Raw genomic sequence first — 25,037 nt, forward strand, 5'->3', positions numbered from 1 at the left:
TTAGTTGAGATGGACTCCAAATTAGGTTCATTTCTGATCACACAAAATAATGAGTGGAACAAATTCTTTACAGATGAAAACAGTTATGACACTATTGATGCTTACTATGGTCACCATGACTACACAAGCCCAACAATTAAAACAGGTTTCTTACCAGGATGGTGAACAAAAACTCAATGGACTGGTAACCGCCAATAGGGCAAAAAAAGGGCCGGCCGTTTTAATTCTTCCTGCATGGAAGGGAATTGACAACGAAGCGAAACAAGCGGCATTGCTTCTTGAAAAAGAAGGGTACATCGCGTTCATTGCCGACATCTACGGAGAGGGAAATATTCCCTCGGACAACACCGCAGCTTCGAAAATTGCCGGCCATTACAAGACAGACTACAAAGCTTATCAGCATCGCATAATGCTCGCTTTAGAACAACTGAAAAAAGAAGGTGCTGATCCGACGAGAATTGCAATCATTGGCTATTGTTTTGGAGGTTCAGGAGCCTTAGAAGCCGCGAGAGCCGGATTCCCCGTCAATGCAGTGATCAGTATCCACGGAGGCCTATCCAAAGCTGCCGATAGACCCAATGGTTCAATTAAAACAAAAGTACTCATTGAGCACCCTGCAGCCGATAAAAGTGTATCAAAAGAAGATTACGATGGGTTGGTCAAGGAATTAAATGAAGGAAAAGCAGACTGGCAAATAATCACCTACGCAAATTCTGGACATACATTTACCAATCCCGAGTCAGCAGAATATAATCCAGTGATGGCTAAACGTGCCTGGGACCATACCTTATTATTTCTGAAAGAAGTATTAAATTAACTAATAACCAACAACAGCAATATCCACCCAAATGAGTCATAATTTGAGGCTATCAATTTCCCCCTTTATCATTCAGTTGCTGCTATTGCTGTTGTATAGTTCCTTCGCACAATCTCAAACCGCAAAATCGCTAACAATAGCTAGCCCTACACAGGCAGTTCTGTTTGTAACCAATGAGTCCGATAAATCAACTGATTTTATCATGCGTCTACACGAAAAAAATGCTGCTGCGATTTTCAAGCAAGTGCCTTTTAGCACAACAAAGTTACTGGTCACAAAAACCGATGCAAAAAAACTTACATTTATCGTTAAAAATCAACAATGGACCATCGACGTATTGTCATTGAAGCAACGTCATGCCATGATCTTGTTTGATGGATTAGCCAAACCCAAGATCATATACGATAGTAATACCTATTTGGCAGTAGCCAAACCGATATTAAACACCAGCACACAAATTGCATCAAAGAAACCTTCGGCACACTATAATGCCCGACATTTCTTTGACTCAATCGCACAAGTCCAATTTATTCCATCCAGGCAATATGCAGCGGCTATAATAGCCAACCCCGCTCTCCCTCTTTATTACAGTCAGCGTAAAAATAAATGCGACGGCACCTATGTCATGCAGCAGTTTTCGGACGAAAATGAGGTACAATCCGGTGCAATTATGACGACTGTTTATGAAGAAGGCAAAGAGCTCACATCCAACAATCTTTCTGGCGGAAATAATTATTTCAGCAAAAGATTCTATAATCAATTAGGACTTATCGACTCCATACAGTACCTTCAAAATAGTAAATGGAGCAGCAGTACAATTTACAGATATCTCCCCAATGCTATTGTGTCCTACGACCCCACATTACAATCAGCGATGATATACCACTTGGACAGTAAACTTCAGGTTATAAAAAGTGAATCCATTCATTTTATATATCAACGGATAGACTGGACCATTTATCAGTATGATGAACAAAATCGAATTGTTGAGGAAATTTCCGGCAGAAATGACCAGGTAGAAAACCGTGTCCACTATCTGTATAGCAACCCGGAAATAAGTGAATATTCACAACGCCAGACCTTTGATCAAACAGGTAGGCTTACAGCTGAGATCAAGCGATCTTACCGTGTTAACGAAACAATTGATGAATTTTATTATGAGGGCGTCTTACAGCAAAAATCAATTGTAAAAGATTTGGGCAACTGTGCCTATGAAAGTTTGATTTATAACAAGGATGGCCAACTCACGACAAAATACCGACAGGCGAGAAGAACGATGTAAGCACTCACTGAAAAACCGCTATTGTCGGATGAAATCAAGATCCCGGTTTTTACAAAAAAAGATTCGATGAAATCCTGTAAAAAGTAGAAAAAAAAATATTTCAGCATTAATTTTGATAGGGATAATAAAACGCCGAATTGAGAAAACGAAAATTGATCAGTCAACATCACCCAATACTCTATTTTTTAGCGGTATGGGCCAGAAGAATACATAGGAAAGCCCTATGGTTATGTGATAACAAAAAATATACAGCAGCTAAATCAGCTGAAAAGCTTCCCTTCCGTATCAAAAAACACCAGTCTGTATTATTGAAGAAACTGGGCGAAAATAATATGCAATTGCAGATCAATAAAGTTACCAATCTGAAAATTGCTGCAGCGGAGATTAACGGCATTCTCATCAGACCGACGGAAACCTTTTCTTTCTGTAAACTCGTTGGACTGCCAACTGCAAAAAAAGGCTACTTGCCGGGCATGGAATTATCCTTCGGTGAAGCGAGAGCGGGTATTGGCGGCGGAATCTGTCAAATATCCAACCTCATTCATTGGCTTGTAATCCATAGTCCGCTTACCGTCAATGAACGTTATCATCATTCTTTTGACCCTTTTCCAGACGATGGCCGTGTATTACCATTCGGCAGTGGTGCTACGGTGTTTTATAACTATCGTGATTATCAGTTCACCAACCATACACCATACACTTTCCAAATAAATCTATGGTTTACGGAGAAATGCTTAGAGGGCGAATTGCGAATAGACCAAGAACTGGATTTTGCATACCATGTCTTTGAAAAAGAACATCAATTTCTGAAAATAGACAATCAATTCTTTCGGAAAAACGAGATCTGGCGCGAGAAGTTTTTTAAATTTCAGGGTGGGAAGACTATAGAAAAAGAACTTTTGACCAAAAATTTTGCGCGTGTCACCTACACTCCCGAAAAATATATCGAAATGCGTACTGAACAAAAATCAGGATCTTAATACAGCAATGTATTCATCTAGCCTGGTCAGCTAACAGCTCTGCGTTTTTTTATATAAAAAGTCCACTTTTTTGTTTAAGTTTGATATGGCTTTGGGGGTATTCTGTATAGAATTGAGATAGTCCCTTTGAACCTGATTCGGTTTATACCGACGTAGGGAAAAGCAAACATCAACTGTACAGCAAACCTCTATACTGCACAGGCTATCTCTCTTCTTCCCGTCAAAGCCGCACGGAAACATCTTACGACAAGCAAAAAGAATGGAAGATTCAATTATCAAACTATTAGAGCAGCTGAGGCTTGAAAAACCTCTTATCCACAACATCACCAACCTGGTCGTGATGAACAATACGGCCAATGCACTTTTAGCTGTAGGCGCCTCCCCTGTGATGGTACACAGCCCGTTGGAAGTGCGCGAAGTTGTCGATATTGCGCAAGCGCTGGTCATTAATATCGGCACCTTGAGTGAAGATACAGCCGAAGCTATGCTGGTTGCTACCGAACATGCCAATACCATCGGACGGCCATGGGTACTTGATCCTGTTGGTGCTGGGATATCAGCATTCCGCAATGATTTATTATCCAATCTACTGGATCTCAAACCAACCGTTATTCGTGGAAATGCATCAGAAATCATGACGCTGTACAATTTCAACCAACCGAACACAAAAGGCGTCGACAGTACGACAGATAGCAAAGATGCACTCCGGTTTGGCAAATTATTGCAGGAACAGACCGGCTCCATTATCTGCATTTCTGGAGCAATCGATTATATCCTCTCCGAACAACACCGTGTTGAGGTCTATAATGGTCATCCTTTAATGACGCAAGTCACCGGACTAGGCTGCAGCGCTACTGCACTCATTGGTGCATTTCTAGGTGTTACAGACCAATATTTTGAAGCAGCCGTTGCCGGTGTGTCCATTTTGAGCTTGGCGGGAGAACTCGCTGCCCAAACAGCAGCTGGCCCGGGCACCCTGCAATTGAATCTCTATGATGAACTCTATCAGCTCAATGCAGAACGTCTAAAATCAAAGCTCAAAATCAAACGTTATGCGTATTAATCCACTTTTCCCCTACCCCCTGTATTTGGTAATTTCCGAGCGAGACTGTTATCCTCAAAATTGGCTCCATGTTGCCGAAGAAGCCATCATAGGTGGAGTCGATCTTATACAATTGCGCGAAAAAGTTGACGATCCAGCTACATTTTTGGATAAAGCCATCCGTTTAAAAAAACTAACCGATCATTATGGTATTCCGCTCGTGATCAATGATTCCGTGGAAATCGCAGCCCAAATCGAAGCATGGGGAGTACATGTGGGGCAAAATGATTTCCAGCCACTCGCTATTCGAGAAAAATATGGCGATAAATTGACCATAGGCTGGTCTATAGAAGATATGCAGCAACTGGAAAGTCAACAAATGTACGCCGTCGACCACCTTGGTGTAAGTCCCATTTTTTCAACGAGAACCAAAGTGGATACAATTACTGAATGGGGAATTGTGGGTTTAAAACAACTTCGGAATAGGACGGAAAAACCATTGATCGCGATCGGAAGAATGAATTTTCAAACTGCGGCAGAGACTTGGAACGCAGGTGCAGACTCCATTGCAGTCGTTTCGGCCATATGCCAAAGTCAAGATCCCAGAGCTGCCAGTGCACAACTAAAAGAACTATTAAAATGACAAAAGATAAAAAATACAGTGTCCCGACTGTACTCAGCATTGCAGGGTTCGATGGTAGTGGTGGAGCAGGCATACAAGCAGATACCAAAACCATATCTGCATTAGGTTGTTATGCCATGAATGTTTTAACCGCCTTACCTGTTCAGAACACACAAGGTGTAAGACGTATTTATGAGATCCCTATGGCAGCTGTCCAAGACCAACTAGATGCCATTTTTGACGATATCTATCCCAATGCAATCAAAATCGGGATGGTACACAATATTGAACTTGTGGAGCTTATTAGCACCTATTTAAAAGAATATAAAGGGCCTATCGTATTTGATCCAGTCATGGTCTCGACTAGCGGACACAAATTGATTCACGATGATACCGTTCAGGCCTGCATCGAACTTCTTTTTCCTTTGGCAACCCTAATTACGCCAAATTTAGATGAGGTAAGTGTCTTAGTAGACGAAGTTATCGACGACGTCCAAAAAATGGAAAAAGCGGGAAATCACTTATTGGCCAAGGGTTGTCAATCCGTACTGATTAAAGGCGGACATCTCCAAAGTCAAGAGTTAACATCCCTGTTGTTCCAGCATAAGAATCCACCAATTGAATTCAAATCACAAAAAATTAACAGCAAAAACACACATGGTTCAGGTTGTTCGCTTTCTTCAGCAATTGCGAGCCAATTGGCACAAGGCGTTGGTCTCGATAGCGCAGTAGACTTTGCACTGGCTTATATACACGCAGCAATAGCTGGTAGCAAAGACCTGGTCATTGGCAAAGGAAATGGGCCATTAAATCACTTCCACAACCCCCTTAAACTTATTCAATATGAACTGGACTAATCATGCCTGGGAATCCATAACAGCTATTTATTCTGATATACTTACTATGCCGTTTATTGTTCAGCTTAGTGATGGCAGTCTTCCTCTGGATAAATTTCAATTTTACATGCAGCAGGATGCTTTCTATTTAGAAGAATTTGGCCGTGTGCTCGCCTTTATAGGTGCAAAAAGTGCGGATAACCAACAAGCATTGGACTACTTCGAATTTGGTCGCAATGCGCTTCTTGTTGAACGGGCATTACACGAAAATTACTTTCGGGAATTTGGTTTAAGTCCTGCCGACAAGAGCAACAAAATCGAACCAACCTGCCATCATTATGTCCATTTTCTTAAAAGCGTAGCCGCTTTCGAGAGCGTTGAGGTCGCTATGGCGGCAACACTCCCCTGTTTTTGGATTTATAAAGAGGTCGGCGACCATATTGTAGCCGCGGCAAATACACAGGGGAATCCCTATTCCAAATGGATAGAAACCTATAGTGGTGACGACTTTGCACAGGGAGTTGTCAAGGCAAAAAACTACGTTGACAAAATTGCAGCAGAAACTACTGCAACAAATCGGGAGAAGATGCGACAAGTATTTATAACAGCTTCCCAATTAGAGTATCAGTTCTGGTTAGCAGCTTACGAGCGAAGGGTATGGTAAAAAACGCAAACTGTCCGATACCGAACAGCTATTGTTCGGTAATGAGCATTCGCAAAAGTAGATGTAAAACAAAAAAACAGTGATAAACAATCATTTACGATGATTTTAAGTTTTGGCATCACTATTATACTACAAGTAGCAGTTAACGATAAGCTGTAATACGGCTGCATAAGAAATGGTAAAAGGGAAATTAACATGAAACTTTCAATAACAATAAATTTAAACTAATAACAGAAAAATAATGAAAAGAATCTTAACCATTGCCTTTATTTCATTTTTATATGTAGCCCAGGCACAAGAACGCGAAACACGCAAGATCACGGCGCCAGATGCCATTTCATCAGCGACTTCACTACGTGTGGATTATATTCATTCTAATCGCAATGAGGTTGTTGTTGAAGCAGATAATCCCGAGCATTTATCCCTTATCGAAACAACCGTAAAAAACGGCACACTCTATGTACAGTATAAAAGAAACAGTTCGATCAGAAATGCGAGAAACAATCGTGTAACTGTTTACTCAAGCAAGATACCAACACGTTTCTCCGCATCATCCAGCAGTTCGATTCATACCGACGAAACGATTAAGGCCGATAAAATCTCTGTTGACGTTTCGTCTTCGGCTAGCATATCCCTTAAAAAATTAATTGCAGATGATATAAGCCTTTCAACAAGTTCTTCAAGTAAGTTAACGACAGAAGTGAGCAGTAAAAATTTGCAAGTATCGGCAAATAGTTCGTCTAGGCAAGAAATTGCGGGTAGCGCTTCAAATTTAAATCTGAACACCAACTCATCAGCATCGGTTGATATGAGCCGTTTCACGACAACGAATGCCCAAATACAAGCCAATTCGTCTGCCAATGTAACGCTCAGCGTGAAAGAAAACTTACAGGGAAATGTTTCTACATCAGCAAGAATTGCGTTAAAAAATCAACCGAAAAATGTCCAGGTTGACAAATCAACAAGTGGCAGAATAGTCATGTAATTTTTAGTGTGGTCTTTAAAAAGACTGTTTATTTATGTTTAATGTTTAGTTAGCTTAAAGGTGATACAATCCCCAGTATCACCTTTGCTTTTTTAACCGATTCTCTTTTTCCTATCCTATTCAACTGCAACGGCCTCCTGTCATTAAAAGCAATTCTTTACATGGAGTCCAGATTCTAGTCATCGAGGATTCCTGGCATTTTCGTATCTTGAAAGTATAAAATCATAAACTTCAAAAGGATGGATAACTTTCTAGCGAGCTGCTTAAAAAAATTTCAATATTATAAATCACTGGGTGATAAAACATTTGATCAATTAAGTACTGAACAACTATTTTGGCAGCCAAATGATTCGAGCAACAGCATTGCACTGCTTGTGAAACATTTAAGTGGAAATATGCTTTCACGTTGGACCGATTTTCTCAGCACGGACGGAGAAAAAGATAATAGAAACCGGGATCTGGAGTTTGAGAATACCTGGACAGACCGCAAAGAGCTTGTTGATCATTGGAATGCCGGATGGAACTGTCTCTTTCAAGCCATTGAATCCCTTGTAGAAGATGACCTAGAAAAAGTTATTTATATACGCAATGAAGAGCATACAGTCATGGAAGCTATTTTGCGGCAGATTGCACATTACCCCTACCACATCGGACAGATTGTTTATATCGGAAAAATATGTATCGATGAAAAATGGTCCTCCCTATCCATACCCAAAGGCGCCTCGGCATCCTATAACAAAGAGAAATTCGACAGGGAAAAATAGCCTATAAATTTCTCTGACGAGTTTTTAAAAGCTGGCAATGAAAATAGGCACTAACAGCGCCATTATACCCCATTCAACAGCCTAATTCATTGTATAAGCACAGGTAGTTTTAACACAATTTTCGCAAACTTTTAAGTATATTTGTCATACATACAACTATTTCTTTTATAAGATTTCGTTGTTAAGTACGTTGTTTTAAGACTATGAAAAATTCGATTAAGATCATCAACAATTACGAGTACAAAAAACTATTTCTACCGGATGTTTCGGAGCATAATCTGTTCAACGAGAATAAAATCCAAGTCTATCGAATTGAAAGCTACCTTCGCAGTATCCTGATGCCCGTCATCCCCTATCGTACAACCTTTAATTTTCTCATTTTTGTTACGAAAGGCACATTGACACAGCACCTGGAGAGTGCCTCTTATACACTGACCGAAAACCAGGTCATTAACATCAAACAAGGTAATATTACGGCTACGCTGGCAATCTCCGATGATGTAGAAGGTTTTTTTGTGGTCTATGAAAATGAAATTGTAACTGATATTGAGCTTGGTATAAACGATATTAAATTTTTCAATTCCCATCCTTTTACCACACTTAAACCGCATGTAGCGCATTGGATCCAGCAAATGTTGATGTTATTGGAAGAAGAACTTTTTACCGAGGGTCGCGTAATGGAAGTCTGCATCTCCATGATGCAGTGTATCCTATTGAAGGTGATAAAATCGGATATTGAGACAAAGGCCCCGATGAGCAGACAGTTAGATATTGCGTTCCGTTTTCGTGAATACGTCCAAAAGTTCCATATCGATCATAAAAACGTATTATTCTATGCCAATTTATTGCATATTTCAGAAAACTACCTCAATAAATGTGTTAAAGAAGCGACAAACAAGCCGCCAAAGCAATGGATTAGCGAAATAAGTATTTTACATAGCCAGATTCTCCTGCAGGACGCTACGAGAGATATTGCTGGAATAGCCTTTGAATTGAAATTTCAATCGCCCTCGTATTTCACCAGGCTATTCAAAAAAATCACTGGGTATTCACCCAGTGACTATAGAAAACATAAGTTTATGGCGGACTAATGCTTTTTACGGTAAGGTAGATTCCAAATTAAGTCTACGGCTAGATAATGAACCCCGAAATCTACTTTGTCATAGCCTTTAATTAAGTCGTTCATATAACCCAGATCCAATCGCAAAGGTGTCTTTGGAATATCTGTCATGTAATAGAAACCTAGACGGGTCTCTTTATAGCCAAAGCTTGACCAGGCACTAACAGGTTCGTAGAGTTTACTGATTGCAAAAAGTCCCTCTGCGCTCAAAGCCAATTCTTGCTTATTTTTAGCCGAAATTTTAAAATTTAGCTGCGACTTCAAGCGGGTCCTAAATTGAAAATTTTCTTCTGTCTTTTGAAAATCAGCTGTAAAGAACTTTCGGAACTCTTGCCTTAACGTATTTTTCCATTTCAAGCGATCATTAAGGGTAAATATATACGCATATCGTCCATATAACCTAAACTCTTGCTCGACCCCTTCATTATGATAAGGTGCCGCCTCATCATAGATATTTTGGCGACGATAGCTTACAGCATAACTATATTGCTGGTTTTTGGCAAATTTATGGTAGACTTCATGGTTTAGTACCCAAATGGCCTGTTTATGAAAAGGATTTGAATCATCGGGAGTGCTTTTGGTACCCAGGCCAATATAAGTCAATGCTTCCTTCGTTCCAGCACTGTCCAATTTCCTACGCAAGCCCAAAACTGACCAAGATGCGGTCCTTGCTTTTCCTAATCCCGGCGGACTGACTTGTCCATAGACCGTATTTACATGAATTCCCAATAAGAGCATTATTGGGAATAGTTTTATTAAACGAAATTTAAACATACATAAAATTTTAGTTCACAAAAGGACTATGAAGTCCCCTCGGCTGATGAAAATTTATTCACCAACCATTTATCGATAAGTTTCACAGGGTGCATAGCCCACATCGCAAAAACAAATGGAAAAGTCAATGTCGTCCATCCGTTGTGAATCAAAAAATGATCAAAATAGGTGGCGATAATTGTTCCGATTAGAACATATACACCATCTCTAACACGGGGGCCGCTTAGGGCGATTCCAACCAAGACCGCATTGAAACTAAAGATGCCATTGTTGGTCATGTCAGCAGATTCATGGCCATGGTGTGAAATATAAACACTGATAATAACAGCAGCGAAACCATAAAGTGCTCCCATGGGATTGCTCAGGAAAACCCCAATAAAAAAGATCAATCCAGCAATTAAACTACCCTGAAAAATAACCTGACCAAAAGCATGGCCTTCAATTAAGAAGTCGTCCATTTCCTGAATATCAACAAAATGCTCAGGTACTGTCCGCAAGGCCAATTCTGGAATACTCAACACATACAATGCGATCCAGGTAATTAAGATAAAAGGAAATGTAAATACGGGCAGATTCTTCTTTAATGCAAAGCCCATCAAGATCGTGGTCAACGCAGATCCTACGATTAAAGCTCCCCATACCCAGACGTTTGTCTGAAAATAGAAAACCAAAGCAATACCATAAAGCGTGGCATTAAATCCGAAAAGTCCATCATTGATATGATCTTCATCAAATTTCATCAACTTGGCAGTCAATACCCCCACGATATTGGCGAGAATTCCTGCAAAGCCCATGAGCGCCGAATCATAAATAATGGCACATATAAATAAAATACCTGTCCAAATGTTACCCTGTAACATAATTTGCCCAAATCCTTTAAAGAAAGCTTTGATAAAAGCTAGGATGTTATTTTTCATTGGAATATAATTAGTTGTTATTCAAAAATATGTTGTCCCATAATGCGCTTTGCATTTCTTTAAAAAGAAGATAAAGCTGCTCGGCACCGTAGCCTAAAACGCGAACCATAAAACCGTCATGTTGCAATTCACTAATCCCAAACGCGACGTCTTTAGTTTCACCGTATTGTTCATGGAAAGTCTCGATCCAGTCGCTCGGATTCAAGCCGGCACTGTTGAGATAGATCAAGGTTCCCTGATGCGTATAACCTTCCAAAATGCCCAAACCTTGTATGGGCATACGATCTGGCTGTAACAATACATTATCTTTTACAACGAGTCTGCCATTGACATAACATTCGGTCAAATTCTGGAAGTGATTGTACATAAATTCCTCACCGGACATTTTCCGCCCACAGGTCACGATTTCACTCAGCAATAAGTGACAATTTGAAGCAAGATGCACAATGTTATGACTCAAAAAATGAGACGAATGCTGCGGTACTACAGGATGGGGTACATAAGAAAAAACCGCATTTTCGCCTACATTCACTTCCATAGTTTGGGACGAATGCCCTTTCATATGGAATAGACGCTGATAAGCCTGTGTCTGCAATTGCAACTTAGATCCGGGAGCAATATCCACTTGAATACGGTGGTCATCACCGTCGAGTAAGCCTGGGGATGAGCTCATGATCATCAAGTACGCGGCATTGTCTTTTTGATATTGTCCAACAGGAACGATACGAAACGGTTGTGTCGCATATGCATCTTTTAAAAAGGATTTTCCTTCGCGATGTGCTATTTTAATATCTAAAGAACAAATCATAATTAACGTAGTAAATTTGGCTCCTCAATATCTTGAAGGAGTGCGTATTTTTTAATCCAGCCCACGATCTCTTCCAAACCATCGCCAGTTTTCAGATTTGAAAACAAGAATGGAGAACCTTTACGCATTTTACGTGCATCATGCTCCATCACTTCTAGGCTTGCACCTACATAGGGTGCCAAATCTTTCTTGTTAATCAACAACAGATCTGATCTTGTAATTGCCGGGCCACCTTTACGAGGCATTTTTTCACCTTCGGCAACATCAATTACAAAAATGGTAATATCGGCAAGATCCGGACTATAGGTAGAAGTCAGGTTATCACCACCACTTTCAATTAAAATCAACTCTAAATCCGGGAAGCGGCTTGCTAGTTCATCGACAGCTTCGAGATTCATACTTGCATCTTCCCGTATCGCCGTATGGGGACAACCGCCAGTTTCTACACCGATAATTCGCTCACGGGGTAGCAAACTATTTTTGGCCATATATTCCGCATCTTCCTTCGTATAGATATCATTCGTAATTACGGCAAGATCAATTTCATTCATCAAACGTCTGCTCAATCTTTCCAATAATGCTGTTTTACCAGATCCTACTGGACCACCAACCCCTATTTTAACATATTTTCTATTTTCCATTTTAATTGTTTTTTAAGAAATATAAACTCTAGAATATAATCGTTCGTGTTGCATGCAACGGATATCAAATCCAATGTTGCATAAGCCCACTAAATTCCGTTCAACTGTTAAGGTCTCTTTACAGAGATCAAGTATATCATCATGTAAACCAAAAAGTATATCTTGGCCATCCAATTGACCTAACGGCACAAGTTTTACAGCATTGGTCACCATCGTAATAGCGGCATTATAATAAAAGCCGTGTAACGCTTCTTCCAAAGGAATTTCTAAAAGTGACGCCAGCATGCCATACATCAAACAGTAATGACTATCTACTTCCTTCTTTTGGATTAATTCACCCCAAGACAGCATAAAATCCTGCTGTTGATACCGACTGAATATTTTATAAATACGTACGCCCAGTTTTTTACTGGCATCGCGAATTTCTCTTGGGCTTTTTAATGCTGTACATTCTTGATCTAGGCCGATCAATGCATCCATGTCCTGCGAAGAAGTTGCTTCATAGGCCAATTTCATCAAAGCAGCATCATTGTACTTCAAATTATACCAGAGGTTATGACGCACATAGTTGTCCGCCGTAACCTTATCACAGACCAAGCCCTGTTGCACATAGGTCTCCAGTCCATTTGAATGGGTAAACCCACCAATTGGCAATGTTGGATCTGCTAGATGGAGTAACTTGCCTAGAAATGTATTTTTCATTGACATTATTTTTTATTATAAGTATATATCTTCAAGGACCAACCCGCCCCTTGTGTAATCTTCTCTACCATTGGATATTAAAGCTGTACCAAGTTTTTCCTTTTATGAAAAGAAAGTACTGCTGTAATCCTTTTTTATCTGAACCATCCCTTTTCCTGATTCCTATTTTTTACATTATAGGATCAATAAGCTAACTACGCTCGGTTATCGAGCAGAACGAAACTTCAGTCTCCCTTCATAGCTGTTGGCGCTTGCGAATTCATGAAGGCTTTGTCGTTGATCAAAAGCGGGATATTTTTAGTCGAAGACTTTATCTTCTGATGATGTTTGGGATCGACATTTGCATTGAGCTGATGTAAAAGTTGACGCTCGCAACACTGTGGATCAAATCCTTGTTTAGTTAGCCATTCGTACATTGACCGTTCATAAGGCATAAGCAATTCATTTGCCTCCACAAATAGAGGCAAATGTTTGTTTCCAATTTCGCTGCTTACAAAAGCAGTTCGCAGGAAATCAATTGCCATGACACGGATGACTTCACAAGGTTTGATCGTTACCACAACAATTTTCTCCTCATCTTCGTACAAGATATCACCATCCTGCAAGCTGGATGTATTACCCAACAATTTGACAGCAATATCCATTCCCTCCGCGGTACGTAAACGTTGAATACGTTTGGTCGACTCATACCATTCAATAGCAAGCGAATCCAGACGCTTAGTGATCTGCTCACCATGAATATTCCTTGTGATTTCCGTGATTATCATTTTTTAATTCTTAACAAATAGATTTTTAGACAAGCCTAAACCTACAGTTGATCCATTGATTCCTGTAATGACTTCGTGATCATTGGGAATAGCAGCATCTTTACTATTTCTCTTTTTATAAGACAATTCTGCCACTTTAGCTTTTAATGCCCAACCTTTTCCCAAGGCGATACCCACAAGCGGGTACACTCTGAATAGATAGCCATTGTATTTACCATCGACCATAGTACCTCCGGTAGCGACATGTTGATCGCCCCACAAATAATGCACATCAACCTGACCAATTAACATGAAATGCTCACTCAGAGGCCAAGTATTACTATAGAAAGGTCCTATTTCATGCGAATGATCTGTGAAATCCAGTGCTTTATCCTTAGCAGAATTGAATCCATAGTTTAGCCCCGCATTCATGTTGTCGGTGAAAAAATAGGCAGCACCCACCGGAGCGGCACTAAATTGATGCCCAGCAGTCGTTTCGTGGTAATTCAGTGACCCATAAACCATGATACCTCCCTTTTGCGCATAGGCAGATTGTATGGTAAAGCACGCCATTGCTATACAACAGCCTAAAAATATCTTCAAATTTTTCATTAGCGTAAATCGTATTTTAGCTTAATGAAACATCATGAGCAGTCATTATTCCCTCTCTTATGCGCTTTTGATAAGCCCATGATGATTTCATCAACATATTGTTTTTCATAGTTTATGGCGTGATATAGGATCACGCCATAAAAAAGTAGTTATAGGGTTAAAACAAGAAGTATCGTTGTCCCAACGAAACTGTATCAACAGGTTTTGACCGCAAGATCTCACCGTCAAGACTTACCTCATAATTCTCTGGATTAACGATAATTTCAGGTGTAGCGTCATTGTGGATCATATCTTTTTTGGAGATATTTCGGCAATTTTCTACGGCAAGTAAAGTTCTTTCCAGTTTATATTCTTCCTTAATTCCCTTTTCCAATGAAATTTTAGAGACAAAGTCAAAACAAGTTTGGTGAACAGCTTTACCTAAACCACCGAACATTGTTCTTAAGATGATTGGCTGCGGTGTAGGAATAGAGGCATTTGCATCCCCCATTTTTGAAGCGATAATCATCCCGCCTTTAATAATCATTTCTGGTTTTGCGCCAAATAAAGCTGGGCGCCAGATCACCATATCAGCAATTTTACCAGGCTCAATTGAACCAACATACTTCGAAATACCGTGCGCGATCGCTGGATTGATGGTATATTTCGCTACATAGCGGCGTGCACGGAAATTATCGTTGTCCTTACCTTCATCTTCAGGCAATGGACCTACTTGTTTCTTCATCTTGTCTGCAGTCTGCCATGTACGTGTGATTACTTCACCTACACGTCCCATTGCCTGCGAATCCGAGCTCATGATACTGAATACACCGCGATCTTGTAATACATCCTCAGCAGCAATCGTTTCTGGACGAATACGCGAATCCGCAAAAGCGACGTCTTCCGGAATTTCTTTACTCAAGTGGTGACAAACCATCAGCATATCCAAGTGTTCGTCAATTGTATTTTTTGTAAATGGACGTGTTGGATTTGTCGATGCTGGTAATACATTTGGATACATCGCAGATTTGATGATATCCGGAGCGTGACCACCACCAGCACCCTCTGTATGGAATGTATGGATGACACGTCCGTTGATTGCCTGGATTGTGTCTTCCAAGAAGCCCGCTTCATTCAGCGTATCTGTATGGATGGCAACCTGCACATCATATTGATCAGCGACTGTCAACGCTCTGTCGATTGTTGCTGGAGTAGCCCCCCAATCTTCGTGGATTTTAACACCTAAGGCGCCGGCTTCAATTTGTTCAACAATAGGTTGTTCCGTACCGACGTTTCCTTTACCAAAGAAACCGAAGTTCATTGGAAGATCTTCAACAGCTTGTAACATGCGGCGTAAATTCCATTTACCTGGTGTTACTGTCGTTGCATTTGTTCCATCTGCAGGACCTGTACCACCACCAATCATTGTTGTAATACCACTATACAAGGCCGTTTCAACTTGTGTTGGGCTGATATAGTGAATATGAGTATCAATACCACCTGGAGTTAGGATATACCCTGATCCACCATGTACCTCAGTAGAAGCACCGATAATCATGTTTGGGGTAATATTATCCATGGTATCTGGATTTCCAGCACGACCAACACCAACAATTTTACCATCCTTAATACCGATATCACCTTTCACGATACCCCAGTGGTCTATTACAATAGCGTCTGTGATTACCATGTCCAATGTACCTTCGTCCCGTGTATGGACCGAAGATTGGCACATCCCATCACGAACCGTTTTACCACCACCAAATTTAGCTTCGTCGCCATAGTAAGCGTAGTCTTTTTCAACTTCAATAATGATATCTGTATCTCCTAAACGGATTTTATCACCACTTGTAGGGCCAAAAATGGCGCTATAATTTAATTTGCTAACTTTTAAACTCATGATACTTTGTTTTTAAAGCCTTGTTCTTTTACTTTTTTCATTGCATTTGCTTTCGCAACTTCGGTTTCGGTGTCTCCATTGGCCAAATCATTGTGTCCATAGATTTTTCTCGCTCCTGCATAAGGAACTAATTCTACTTCTTTTGATTCGCCTGGTTCAAAACGCACAGCAGTACTGGCAATAATATTCAATCGCTTGCCAAAAGCTTTCTCACGATCAAATTCCATCATTTTGTTCACCTCAAAGAAGTGAAAATGTGAACCTACCTGAATTGGTCTATCACCTGTATTCGTCACGGTGATGGTTGTTACTTCTCTACCTTCATTGCAGATCACATAGCCATCTGCAATAAAAAATTCTCCTGGGATCATAGATTATATTTTTAACAATTAGCGAATCGGGTTATGAACAGTAACCAGTTTTGTACCATCTGGAAATGTAGCTTCAATCTGTACGTCGTGAATCATTTCAGGTATGCCTTCCATCACATCTTCACGTGTCAACAACGTTGCACCATACTGCATTAAGTCAGCAACAGTACGTCCGTCACGAGCAGCTTCCAAAAGTTCACTGCTAATCAATGCAATAGATTCCGGATAGTTTAATTTTAATCCTCTAGCTTTACGTTTTTTTGCTAGTTCGCCGGCAAGATGAAGCAATAGCTTCTCTGTCTCTCTAGGTAATAAATGCATATAAATATTATTTAAATTGTTGTTAATTCAATTAAAAAACAAGTCATAGCGATGCCACACGACCTAAAAAAATCGTTCAAAATCGTGATCAAAATGACACACTTAGCCTATGCGGATCGCATAGCGAACCAATGCTCAGCATCGTAAGAAATGGAGTTTTTTATCCCAGAAATGGAATTTTTAGACTTTGGAAAAGAATATATTTTGGGGGTAGGATCAAGCGATCCATGTAAGGTTTTCTATTATTCTGAATTTTGAGACATACAGGATAACAGAATACAAAAAGACAAATAGAAAGAACTCCCCAAAAGAGCAGCTTGCTCCATTCATCTTTTAAATCGATCTGTTCGGTGACATCATAGAGATCATGATCTTTAACCGCAGCGATCAAATTTTCTCGTTCAGACGGCCTTGAATCCTTTTCCACCTGAGTAGGAAAGGTAGAAGACAACCTTAAACTAACAATCGGATTTAGTGCACTCGAATGCGTAGGCATAGCCATTCCCTTCATGAGCAAGGTGCTCAAAAGGAAAACTAAAAAGACTAAAACAACCCTCATTCTTGTGTTCACAATTCTATTATTTGTTATTCAAATTTACAACCAAAGCGGGCTATCTGACTAGCACAAATCTTGAATTAAATAGTCCAAATTTGTTGAAAAAGCCCGCTTTGTGTTTCTGAAGTGCTATTTTCAGGATCAAAAAGAGTAACCAACTGATACCATGATGTTTCGCGGAGCACCAGCAAATGCTCTGGTGTAGTCAAAACCACCTAAAAAGTAGTATTTATCGAATACGTTGTTCAGATTCATAGCAATTTTCATTGCTCCTACGTGATAATATGCCGCTGCATTTACAGTTGTATAAGAAGGCCATTGTCCCCAGAGTGCATTCCCATCACTATCCTTTCCGATACTGTTATCCATCCGTTTACGGTCTACATAATAAACACCGGCTCCAAAACCCAAGCCTTTTAAGCTGCTTGTTGAAAACACATATTTTAACCAGGCACTGGCCATATTTTTGGGTGCTCCCGGCAGCGACTGTCCGACTTCCGAAGGAATAGAGGACGATTTTACCTCCGTATCATTATAGGTATAATTGGCCATGACCTGAAACTCCCGCGTTAGCTGTCCACGAACATCTAGCTCAACGCCTTGTGATAGTGCTTTGCCAGATTGTCTATATTCTGGCAGTCCTGAATCATTGATTGTTCCAGTTGCAATGAGCATATTCCGTCGTTCAATTCGGAACAAGGAGAGATCCACCTGTAATTGTTCTTTAAAGAAGCCTGTTTTCACCCCTGTTTCTACCTGAAAACTCCGCTCTGCATCAAATGGCTTATCGGCTCCGTAGTCTTTATAATTCTGAATAAAATTGGCGCCCACAGGTACAAATCCCTGTGAATAACTTGCAAAATAGTTAATCTGCTTATTGATTCCATAGGTCACACCAAAGCGAGGTAATAAGGCATTTTGTGTCGCATGAAACCGATTTTGTCCATCAAGTGTTTCAGAAGAATAGTGTTCATGACGTAGACCTACAATAAGTTTCAGTCTGTCGTCAATGCTGATTTGATCCTGTATATATTTACCCGTTGTTTTATAAGGGCTCAAAAATGGATAAGCGACTCCCGTGCGCCATACATAATTAGTTAGATCATGAGTGGTATAAGTGGGATTGTTCAAATCAAAAGTCAACGGGACGACTTTGCCATCTACAGTTTGCTGCCGCGCCTCCCGCAATTGGTTTTCTTTGTCGCCCCGATATTGGGCAAAATCAATCCCAGCAACCAAATGATGATCGACTCTATTGCCCAAAAGATCCCATTTCACATAACCGACAACGTTATCCGTATAGTCACGTCCATGACGATCAAAAAAACGCATATTCATAATTGTATTATGTGGCGCATCAGCAAAGGTGTTCATTGTCCGGTGTTCATTGACATCCTCCTGATAGATGGATTTCATATAGCTCAGATTCAAACTAACATGTTCTGCCAAACGCTGAGACAGTCGGCCACTTAACGAAAAAGTTTTGGAATTATAAAAATCTGACGGCTGACTCAAGGTAAATGATCTCGGCAAAGCGTAAAAATTATTCTCTTTAATCCCCATCCCCCGATCAAGATAACCATTGAACTGATTATATACCATATCAATATCAACTATTGTTCCTTCTGCCGGTTTGAAAGTAAATGAAGGAGCAACCATGATTCGTTTCTGCCGATTTACATCGCGGAAAGTCTTTGTATCTTCATATCCTGCATTAAAACGATACAATATCCGTTTAGCACTATCCAATGGTCCACCAAGATCCACCGTGGTTCGCATCGTTTCAAAACTACCACCTGCAAAACTCAAATAACCCTTAAAATCTTCTAAAGGTTTCTTCGTCGTCATGTTAATTGTACCACCAGGTACAATATCACCAAACAATGAAGCCCCTGGCCCCTTTAGTACCTCAATGTTTTCAAGGTTGATTGTCAAGGGCGAATTATAATAACTATTACCATAACCATACCCCGAGCGCAAACCATTGACAAGCCGGACACCTGTTTCATAACCGCTTTTAAAACCACGAATGACCACATCATCATAGGAAGATGCCTCTGTCACTCCAGCCAAATCCTGTATGAGTGCCCCAGTTGTAAAAGCCTGTTTATCCTCAATAAATTCCTTGCTCAAAACAGCTACAGATTGTGGTAGATCTTTTAATTTTCCAGCAAATTTGCCGCCCAGCTCCATATTGTTTGTCAGGTATGAATTGTTGCGTCTGCCCGTCACCAACACCTCATCCAAGGTATTGTCGCCGGCTACCATACCTATTCTAACACCTTTTTTTGCGTTCCAGTTGACGGCGTTCAAATCTAGCAATACAGACTTATACCCAATTGCTTCTGCTCTTAACTGTACGGGAAAGCTGCTGATCCCAGCAAAACTAAACTCACCTTGATTATTTGAACTTGTCTGCTGTTGTCCATTTGCTAAGGTCAGTGTTACACCAGAGATGGGGTCACCATTCTCATCCTGTATTTTTCCAAAGATGACTACACCTTGTTGTGCATAAACGGCTTCCGATACAGAAGCACTCGCCAGTAAAGCGAAAGCTAGCGCCTTCATCATGTTGTTCATTCGAATAATTTATATTTTTTTTGGCTTAACCTTTTCAATGGTTAAGCGATTTGATCGACAAATAATTCCATATGTATTGTCGGGAAATTCGATTCGTCACGAATATCCTTCAACTGAAATCCCAGCTTATTCCAAAACTCGTACGCGCCTGTTAGAAAGGGATGTGTATGTAGATAAAGCCGCTCAATCCCCTTTTCTTTTGCTACCTGCGTCAAATGCAGAAACAGCGCTGTTCCCAATCCCGACCTGCGATAAGCTGGCTCCACAAAAAGCCGGGCAACCTCTACTGTTTTCCGTTTATCTATATTCAGATAGGGAAAGCGATAATCGTAGGCAAGCATACCAATTACCCCAATCAATTTCCCCTGATGATCTCTGGCCTGCAAAAATGCTCCAGCCTCCGAGCTCAGATACACTGCTGAGAAAGCAAGCAGATCTTTCGGAATTTTATTCGCATCCAACATCGGAAACAGCTTTCTCCGAAATTCAATAACATATGGTAATATCACATCAATATCCTCCTCACCTACACGAGATATACTGATGTTATTTAAATGAGGATGAACGGAAAGAAATTGCTTGTTAGATCCTTTTTCATCAACCCACATATTGCCACGATCTTTGATGCTATTCATATTGTTATATTTATTATCTTAATAATAGTGTAGTCTAGTGAGCGCTCAATTTGAAAATCACTACTTTTTCATAATGACTCTTTCTGAAGCACATAGCGACTCCTTTAGTGGGCATTCATCTCAATTTCGTTCGAAGTCCCATTTATTGTTCCGCACTCCGAATTAAAAGCAGAACCTACATTTAGCATCGGAACAAACATCCATTTGTTCTGATTTTCCAAACTGATCAAAGGAAGCTGATAAGTCTGTTCCAATAATTCTCTTACCTCCTCCCTTTCCATACCATCAAGATCCAAGAGTCTATGATCTTTCATCAGATAAAACTGATCACCAAAAAGGTATGCCATGTTGGGATCGTGCATCACGCATAATACGGTTGTCCCCTCCTTGACCAGTTCCTTGGCCGTCTGCAGAACCGCGATCTGATATTTCAGATCCAAATGATTGGTAGGCTCATCAAGCAATAATATATCAGGTTGCTGTACCAACACGCGACAAAGTAATACCAATTGTCGCTCCCCTCCAGATAAAGAGGTATAAGGCTTATCTTTTAGGTGTGTGAGGTTAAATTTATCCAAGATCTGTTCTACTGCCTCGAAGTCTTTCTTTCCGGGAGAAAAACGGGAGAATGAAGCACGACCGGTCAAAATAACATCAACAACTTTAAAGGGGAACGTCGTCTGATGAAACTGGTTCAAAAATCCTAATTTCAGAGCCTTGCTCTGGCCAACTTTCCATTCCCGTCGTTCCGTTTTGCCGATATATACAGCGCCTTCGTATTTTTTCTCTAAGCCTGCTATAATATTGAATAAGGTCGATTTTCCACTTCCATTTCGCCCAAGAATAACAGACAGCTTCCCCTCTGGAAATGACATATTTACATCTGTTAGGATGCTGTCTTTACCATAAGCAAAGGAAAGATTTTTGATATGAATCGAGTTACTCATGAATTCCAGTTAATTTCATTACGGCGCATCAGGTAAATAAATAAAGGAGCACCTATAATCATGGTAAATACACCTATCGGAATTTCAAATGGCATAACTGCTCTAGAAAAGTCATCGATAAGCAAAAGAAATGTACCGCCGATACTGATATTAGCCCATACGACGATATTGTTATTGGGACCAAAGATCATACGGCTGATATGTGGTACAATTAATCCGAACAAACTAATAACCCCTACGGCTGCTACAGCTGAGGCCGTAATCATGGTCGCAACAGCAATTAATACCAATTTCAATAGTTTCGGATTAACGCCGACAGCAATGGCTTCCTGATCGCCCAAAGCAAGAAGATTTAGTTTCCAGCGCAACAGGATAAGAATCGACAATCCAATCGTTATTGGCAGAAAAGCATGTTGTACTTTAGACCATGAAGCCGTATGAAGGTTTCCCATTGTCCATTGTACAATAGCCTGCAGTTTATAGGGATCGCTGATGTATTGTAGCAGCGTTAACATAGCCGTAAATACACCTGAAATAACCATTCCAGCCAAAACCATTCCTATAATCGATGTTTTTAAACCCGCATTCGACACGAAATAGGTCAGACCTACTGCACATACACCAAACAAAAATGCGGATAGATTGACCGACAATAGTGGAAACAACATAGCCAATGCAGCCCCAAAAGCTGACCCCGAAGAAATACCCAACGTGAAAGGGTCGACGATAGGGTTTCTAAAAATAGCCTGTAAAACTCCGCCTGAGGAAGATAGTGCTGCCCCGACCATAAAAGTTAACAAAATCCGCGGCAAACGTACTTGCCATAATATGGTATCCATATTCCCAATAAGTACAGCTGCATTCGCCCCTTTATAAATCCCCAATTCCATACCTATATGCTGAAAGAGTTCACCCAAACCTATATTCTGACTTGAGCCGACCAATAAGGAGAACAATAAAACGAATAGCGGCAAAACAACCAGAAGAAACAGCTTTTTTAAGTGATGTATCATTGAAGTAGTCCTGCTTTACCGTAAAGTTTTTCAAAAGCTACCGTCATATCCTGATCAAGTTGTTGTTTGGTATAATCCGAAAAACACCAATGCCGTACCTGCTTTGCAAACAGCATAAATTTTACCGTATGCGGATCGAATGGAAATGAAGGCGACATCACAAACACCTGTTTATTTTTCACAGCTGGCAAAGCTGCGAGTTCCTTTAGATTGTAGACATCTGTTAATTTTGAATTCCAAAGAATAATGAGATCAGGGTTCCATTTATAGATGGTTTCTGCACCGACATTTGGAGCTTCCATTTCCAGCGGACAGGCATTAGCTGCCCCAGAAAGACGGATCGCCATATCAATCAAACTACCGCGACCGGATGTGGAAAGAACACGCCCTTTAGACCAGGCGTAATAAACCTTCTTTTGTTTTTGATCCTTAGGAACAGTCATTTTTTTGATCTCCGTTGAAACGAATTGAACAATTTCTTCCGCTCGCGCTTTCTTTCCGAGTAAGGCTCCCATCCCTATCAATTCATTAAAAATACTTTTTTCATCCTGCGAAGAAAAAGTAAACACCGGAATTCCCAGGCTTTCTAATTGGGAAATATTATCCTGGTCTGTATTGAATGTCAGCACGAGATCAGGGTTCAGCCCCACAATGCTTTCTACATTATTGGCTTGTCCACCGAAAGTTGGCGTTGCGATTGATTTTTTTGCTATTCGAGGGTCTAATTTCGATAAAAAGGTGTAAGTATCTTCCATCTGATAAACTTGCTCGGGAATCCCAACAAGGCTATTTCCAGCACCCAACATATACACTTCATCAACAAGCGAAGGGAATAGTACAACGACACGCTTTGCAGTCTGCTGCAAACTAACTTCCTTACCTCGACTATCAATCGCCTTTACACGATCATTAAGACCTCCTGATTGCTGATTTTGACAGGCGCCAAATAAGAAGCACAACAACAAAAGCATTGGGGGCATAACACGATTCACTTTCATTTAATTATCATTTATGACTTGCTCACTCAGGCCAGTATGCTCGTCTATTGCCTTTACATCAGGGCTCTTCTTCGTTTTTGCCTGTTGACGAATTAAATCTTCAGACAGCAACAACGCCTCTTCCAACTGGATCGAAGTTCCATATTTTGCTAACACCTGTTCATATAGCCTCCCATCATAAGGCAAACGAAGGGATCCTTCCGATGCAATGTTGAATATTGGAAGATGTCTGTTTCCAATGAAATAACCGAAATCTGCAAGCTGCACCAAATCTGTTGGATTGAATCTTATTGTCAACGAGGGCTTGACAACCAAGATCGCTTGCAAAGTTTCCTGATGAAATAAAGCGTCGCCATGGTGCCATTCAGCTCCTTGCTCCAATTGCATAAGAATAGATTTTCCACCGGTAGTATGGCGTGTTAAACGTCTCTTATGGACTTCGTACCATTCAAGTTGCACTTGATCGACCTCAGTAGAGGCAAACGCATAGTTTGCTATGATTTTATCTATTGGAAGCGGCAGTTCATTCATTTTTGTAAATCTCTTTTATTCTCGCGTCATTCACAGACATAAGACTTTTCTCTACGCTGTTTATATCGCTCAAACATGGATATTCCTAAATCGAAAGACAGCATAACAATGAATATGGATCACTGTTATACTGACAATCACATTTATCCTCTATTATTTAGCTTCAAGTGCTTTATACTGTTCTTTTTTTGCTTGAACTCTTTCTTTCAACCAATCACACCAGCTATCCAGTCCGTCTCCATTCAATGTACTGATTGTAATAACTTCCAAATTGGGGTTCACCTCGCGTGCATCTTTCGTTACCGCATCTACCGAGAAAGGTACATATGGTAATAAATCAGCTTTGGAAACCAACATCAATTCGCTTGTTAAAAACATACGTGGGTATTTTTTTGGTTTATCGTCACCTTCTGTCGTCGCCAATAAGGTCACGCGGTAATCTTCCCCCAAATCAAACGCTGATGGACACAATAAATTCCCGACGTTCTCAATAAACAACAGGTCTATTCCTTCGATATCGATATGATCCAGAGCCTGTAAGATCATTTGTGCCTCAATATGACACATTCCGCCAGTAACAATCTGCAATGCATTAATGCCTACCTCACGCATACGAACCGCATCACGTTCAGTTTCCGGATCACCTACCAAAACAGCGATATTCAAATCTTTTGCCAAACGTTTTCCCGTCTCTTGCATCAAAGTTGTTTTACCCGAACCCGGAGAAGAACACACGTTAATTACACAAACATCTTTCAGTCTATCGCGGATGGCTTTTGCGACAAAATCATTTGCCTTTAATAAATGTAGCGTTGTATTTTCACATTGAACCGAACCTACACGGTTACCTAAACTTTTAGGATTTGAAGTATTGTCTGACATGATAAACGATTT

At 40.4% G+C, this 25,037-nt stretch carries 28 protein-coding genes and 1 riboswitch; of the genes, 10 read left to right on the forward strand and 18 right to left on the reverse strand.

What is annotated here, in order from left to right; all coding sequences use genetic code 11:
* Positions 1–73: 73 nt before the first annotated feature.
* The 10 genes from AB1Z56_RS12015 (at position 74) to AB1Z56_RS12060 (ending at position 9,083) form a co-directional block, all read left to right on the forward strand.
* On the forward strand, positions 74–817 hold the full coding sequence (locus AB1Z56_RS12015) for a dienelactone hydrolase family protein (RefSeq protein WP_426792127.1): 744 nt from the start codon (positions 74–76) through the stop codon (positions 815–817).
* Between the two features lie 31 nt (positions 818–848).
* Complete coding sequence (locus AB1Z56_RS12020; protein ID WP_426792128.1) at positions 849–2,099, forward strand: hypothetical protein; 1,251 nt, start codon at positions 849–851, stop codon at positions 2,097–2,099.
* Between the two features lie 137 nt (positions 2,100–2,236).
* Positions 2,237–3,079, forward strand: a complete 843-nt coding sequence (locus tag AB1Z56_RS12025; protein ID WP_426792129.1) for a VanW family protein — start codon at positions 2,237–2,239, stop codon at positions 3,077–3,079.
* An 83-nt stretch (positions 3,080–3,162) separates the two neighbouring features.
* A riboswitch (TPP riboswitch) is annotated at positions 3,163–3,255 on the forward strand.
* A gap of 83 nt (positions 3,256–3,338) precedes the next feature.
* The gene (gene thiM, locus AB1Z56_RS12030) at positions 3,339–4,142 is read left to right on the forward strand and encodes a hydroxyethylthiazole kinase (protein WP_309363218.1); all 804 of its coding nucleotides are present in this window, start codon (positions 3,339–3,341) and stop codon (positions 4,140–4,142) included.
* On the forward strand, positions 4,132–4,764 hold the full coding sequence (gene thiE, locus AB1Z56_RS12035; protein WP_426792130.1) for a thiamine phosphate synthase: 633 nt from the start codon (positions 4,132–4,134) through the stop codon (positions 4,762–4,764). Before thiM ends, thiE begins: the two co-directional genes overlap by 11 nt.
* The gene (gene thiD / locus AB1Z56_RS12040) at positions 4,761–5,600 is read left to right on the forward strand and encodes a bifunctional hydroxymethylpyrimidine kinase/phosphomethylpyrimidine kinase (protein WP_426792131.1); all 840 of its coding nucleotides are present in this window, start codon (positions 4,761–4,763) and stop codon (positions 5,598–5,600) included. Before thiE ends, thiD begins: the two co-directional genes overlap by 4 nt.
* Positions 5,587–6,243, forward strand: a complete 657-nt coding sequence (tenA, locus tag AB1Z56_RS12045; protein ID WP_426792132.1) for a thiaminase II — start codon at positions 5,587–5,589, stop codon at positions 6,241–6,243. The genes thiD and tenA overlap by 14 nt, the downstream gene beginning before the upstream one ends.
* A 241-nt stretch (positions 6,244–6,484) precedes the next feature.
* Entirely contained in the window at positions 6,485–7,228 is a 744-nt protein-coding gene (locus AB1Z56_RS12050; protein ID WP_309363210.1) for a GIN domain-containing protein, read from the forward strand.
* Between the two features lie 239 nt (positions 7,229–7,467).
* On the forward strand, positions 7,468–7,992 hold the full coding sequence (locus AB1Z56_RS12055; protein ID WP_426792133.1) for a DUF1572 family protein: 525 nt from the start codon (positions 7,468–7,470) through the stop codon (positions 7,990–7,992).
* Between the two features lie 203 nt (positions 7,993–8,195).
* Positions 8,196–9,083, forward strand: a complete 888-nt coding sequence (locus AB1Z56_RS12060) for a helix-turn-helix domain-containing protein (protein ID WP_309363207.1) — start codon at positions 8,196–8,198, stop codon at positions 9,081–9,083.
* On the opposite strand, the gene AB1Z56_RS12065 is transcribed toward AB1Z56_RS12060, so the two are convergent.
* From AB1Z56_RS12065 to hypB, 18 genes are all read right to left on the reverse strand, one after another.
* Positions 9,080–9,886 carry a hypothetical protein gene (locus AB1Z56_RS12065; RefSeq protein WP_426792134.1) on the reverse strand — a complete coding sequence of 269 codons (807 nt, stop codon included), beginning with the start codon at positions 9,884–9,886 and terminating at the stop codon, positions 9,080–9,082. The genes AB1Z56_RS12060 and AB1Z56_RS12065 overlap by 4 nt on opposite strands.
* A 26-nt stretch (positions 9,887–9,912) precedes the next feature.
* The gene (locus tag AB1Z56_RS12070) at positions 9,913–10,803 is read right to left on the reverse strand and encodes an urea transporter (protein WP_309363203.1); all 891 of its coding nucleotides are present in this window, start codon (positions 10,801–10,803) and stop codon (positions 9,913–9,915) included.
* A gap of 10 nt (positions 10,804–10,813) precedes the next feature.
* Positions 10,814–11,611 carry an urease accessory protein UreD gene (locus tag AB1Z56_RS12075; RefSeq protein WP_309363201.1) on the reverse strand — a complete coding sequence of 266 codons (798 nt, stop codon included), beginning with the start codon at positions 11,609–11,611 and terminating at the stop codon, positions 10,814–10,816.
* A 2-nt stretch (positions 11,612–11,613) separates the two neighbouring features.
* Positions 11,614–12,252 carry an urease accessory protein UreG gene (gene ureG / locus AB1Z56_RS12080; RefSeq protein ID WP_046675418.1) on the reverse strand — a complete coding sequence of 213 codons (639 nt, stop codon included), beginning with the start codon at positions 12,250–12,252 and terminating at the stop codon, positions 11,614–11,616.
* Positions 12,253–12,264: 12 nt separating this feature from the next.
* Positions 12,265–12,954, reverse strand: a complete 690-nt coding sequence (locus AB1Z56_RS12085) for an urease accessory protein UreF (RefSeq protein ID WP_309363197.1) — start codon at positions 12,952–12,954, stop codon at positions 12,265–12,267.
* Between the two features lie 224 nt (positions 12,955–13,178).
* Positions 13,179–13,721 (reverse strand): urease accessory protein UreE, encoded by a 543-nt coding sequence (locus AB1Z56_RS12090; RefSeq protein WP_309363195.1) that lies wholly within the window; start codon positions 13,719–13,721, stop codon positions 13,179–13,181.
* Positions 13,722–13,724: 3 nt separating this feature from the next.
* Positions 13,725–14,312: a hypothetical protein gene (locus AB1Z56_RS12095; RefSeq protein ID WP_309363193.1), complete on the reverse strand. Its 588-nt coding sequence runs from the start codon at positions 14,310–14,312 to the stop codon at positions 13,725–13,727.
* A gap of 157 nt (positions 14,313–14,469) precedes the next feature.
* Entirely contained in the window at positions 14,470–16,191 is a 1,722-nt protein-coding gene (ureC, locus tag AB1Z56_RS12100) for an urease subunit alpha (protein WP_426792135.1), read from the reverse strand.
* Positions 16,188–16,562 carry an urease subunit beta gene (ureB, locus tag AB1Z56_RS12105; protein WP_309363190.1) on the reverse strand — a complete coding sequence of 125 codons (375 nt, stop codon included), beginning with the start codon at positions 16,560–16,562 and terminating at the stop codon, positions 16,188–16,190. Before ureB ends, ureC begins: the two co-directional genes overlap by 4 nt.
* Before the next feature lie 18 nt (positions 16,563–16,580).
* Complete coding sequence (gene ureA, locus AB1Z56_RS12110; protein WP_309363188.1) at positions 16,581–16,883, reverse strand: urease subunit gamma; 303 nt, start codon at positions 16,881–16,883, stop codon at positions 16,581–16,583.
* A gap of 160 nt (positions 16,884–17,043) precedes the next feature.
* Positions 17,044–17,454 carry a hypothetical protein gene (locus tag AB1Z56_RS12115; RefSeq protein WP_309363186.1) on the reverse strand — a complete coding sequence of 137 codons (411 nt, stop codon included), beginning with the start codon at positions 17,452–17,454 and terminating at the stop codon, positions 17,044–17,046.
* Between the two features lie 126 nt (positions 17,455–17,580).
* Positions 17,581–20,019: a TonB-dependent siderophore receptor gene (locus tag AB1Z56_RS12120; protein WP_426792136.1), complete on the reverse strand. Its 2,439-nt coding sequence runs from the start codon at positions 20,017–20,019 to the stop codon at positions 17,581–17,583.
* A 41-nt stretch (positions 20,020–20,060) separates the two neighbouring features.
* Positions 20,061–20,654: a GNAT family N-acetyltransferase gene (locus tag AB1Z56_RS12125; protein ID WP_309363183.1), complete on the reverse strand. Its 594-nt coding sequence runs from the start codon at positions 20,652–20,654 to the stop codon at positions 20,061–20,063.
* Positions 20,655–20,758: 104 nt separating this feature from the next.
* Positions 20,759–21,601, reverse strand: a complete 843-nt coding sequence (locus AB1Z56_RS12130; protein WP_426792137.1) for an ABC transporter ATP-binding protein — start codon at positions 21,599–21,601, stop codon at positions 20,759–20,761.
* Positions 21,598–22,614: a FecCD family ABC transporter permease gene (locus AB1Z56_RS12135; RefSeq protein ID WP_426792138.1), complete on the reverse strand. Its 1,017-nt coding sequence runs from the start codon at positions 22,612–22,614 to the stop codon at positions 21,598–21,600. Before AB1Z56_RS12135 ends, AB1Z56_RS12130 begins: the two co-directional genes overlap by 4 nt.
* The gene (locus AB1Z56_RS12140; protein ID WP_426792139.1) at positions 22,611–23,612 is read right to left on the reverse strand and encodes an ABC transporter substrate-binding protein; all 1,002 of its coding nucleotides are present in this window, start codon (positions 23,610–23,612) and stop codon (positions 22,611–22,613) included. Before AB1Z56_RS12140 ends, AB1Z56_RS12135 begins: the two co-directional genes overlap by 4 nt.
* A complete protein-coding gene (locus tag AB1Z56_RS12145) occupies positions 23,613–24,143 on the reverse strand; it encodes a hypothetical protein (protein ID WP_343555289.1) in 531 nt (176 codons plus the stop codon).
* Positions 24,144–24,296: 153 nt separating this feature from the next.
* On the reverse strand, positions 24,297–25,025 hold the full coding sequence (hypB, locus tag AB1Z56_RS12150; RefSeq protein WP_293906917.1) for a hydrogenase nickel incorporation protein HypB: 729 nt from the start codon (positions 25,023–25,025) through the stop codon (positions 24,297–24,299).
* Between the last annotated feature and the right edge of the window lie 12 nt (positions 25,026–25,037).

The sequence above is a fragment of the Sphingobacterium sp. WOUb80 genome, from assembly GCF_050058145.1.
In the GTDB taxonomy this organism is placed as follows: Bacteria; Bacteroidota; Bacteroidia; order Sphingobacteriales; family Sphingobacteriaceae; genus Sphingobacterium.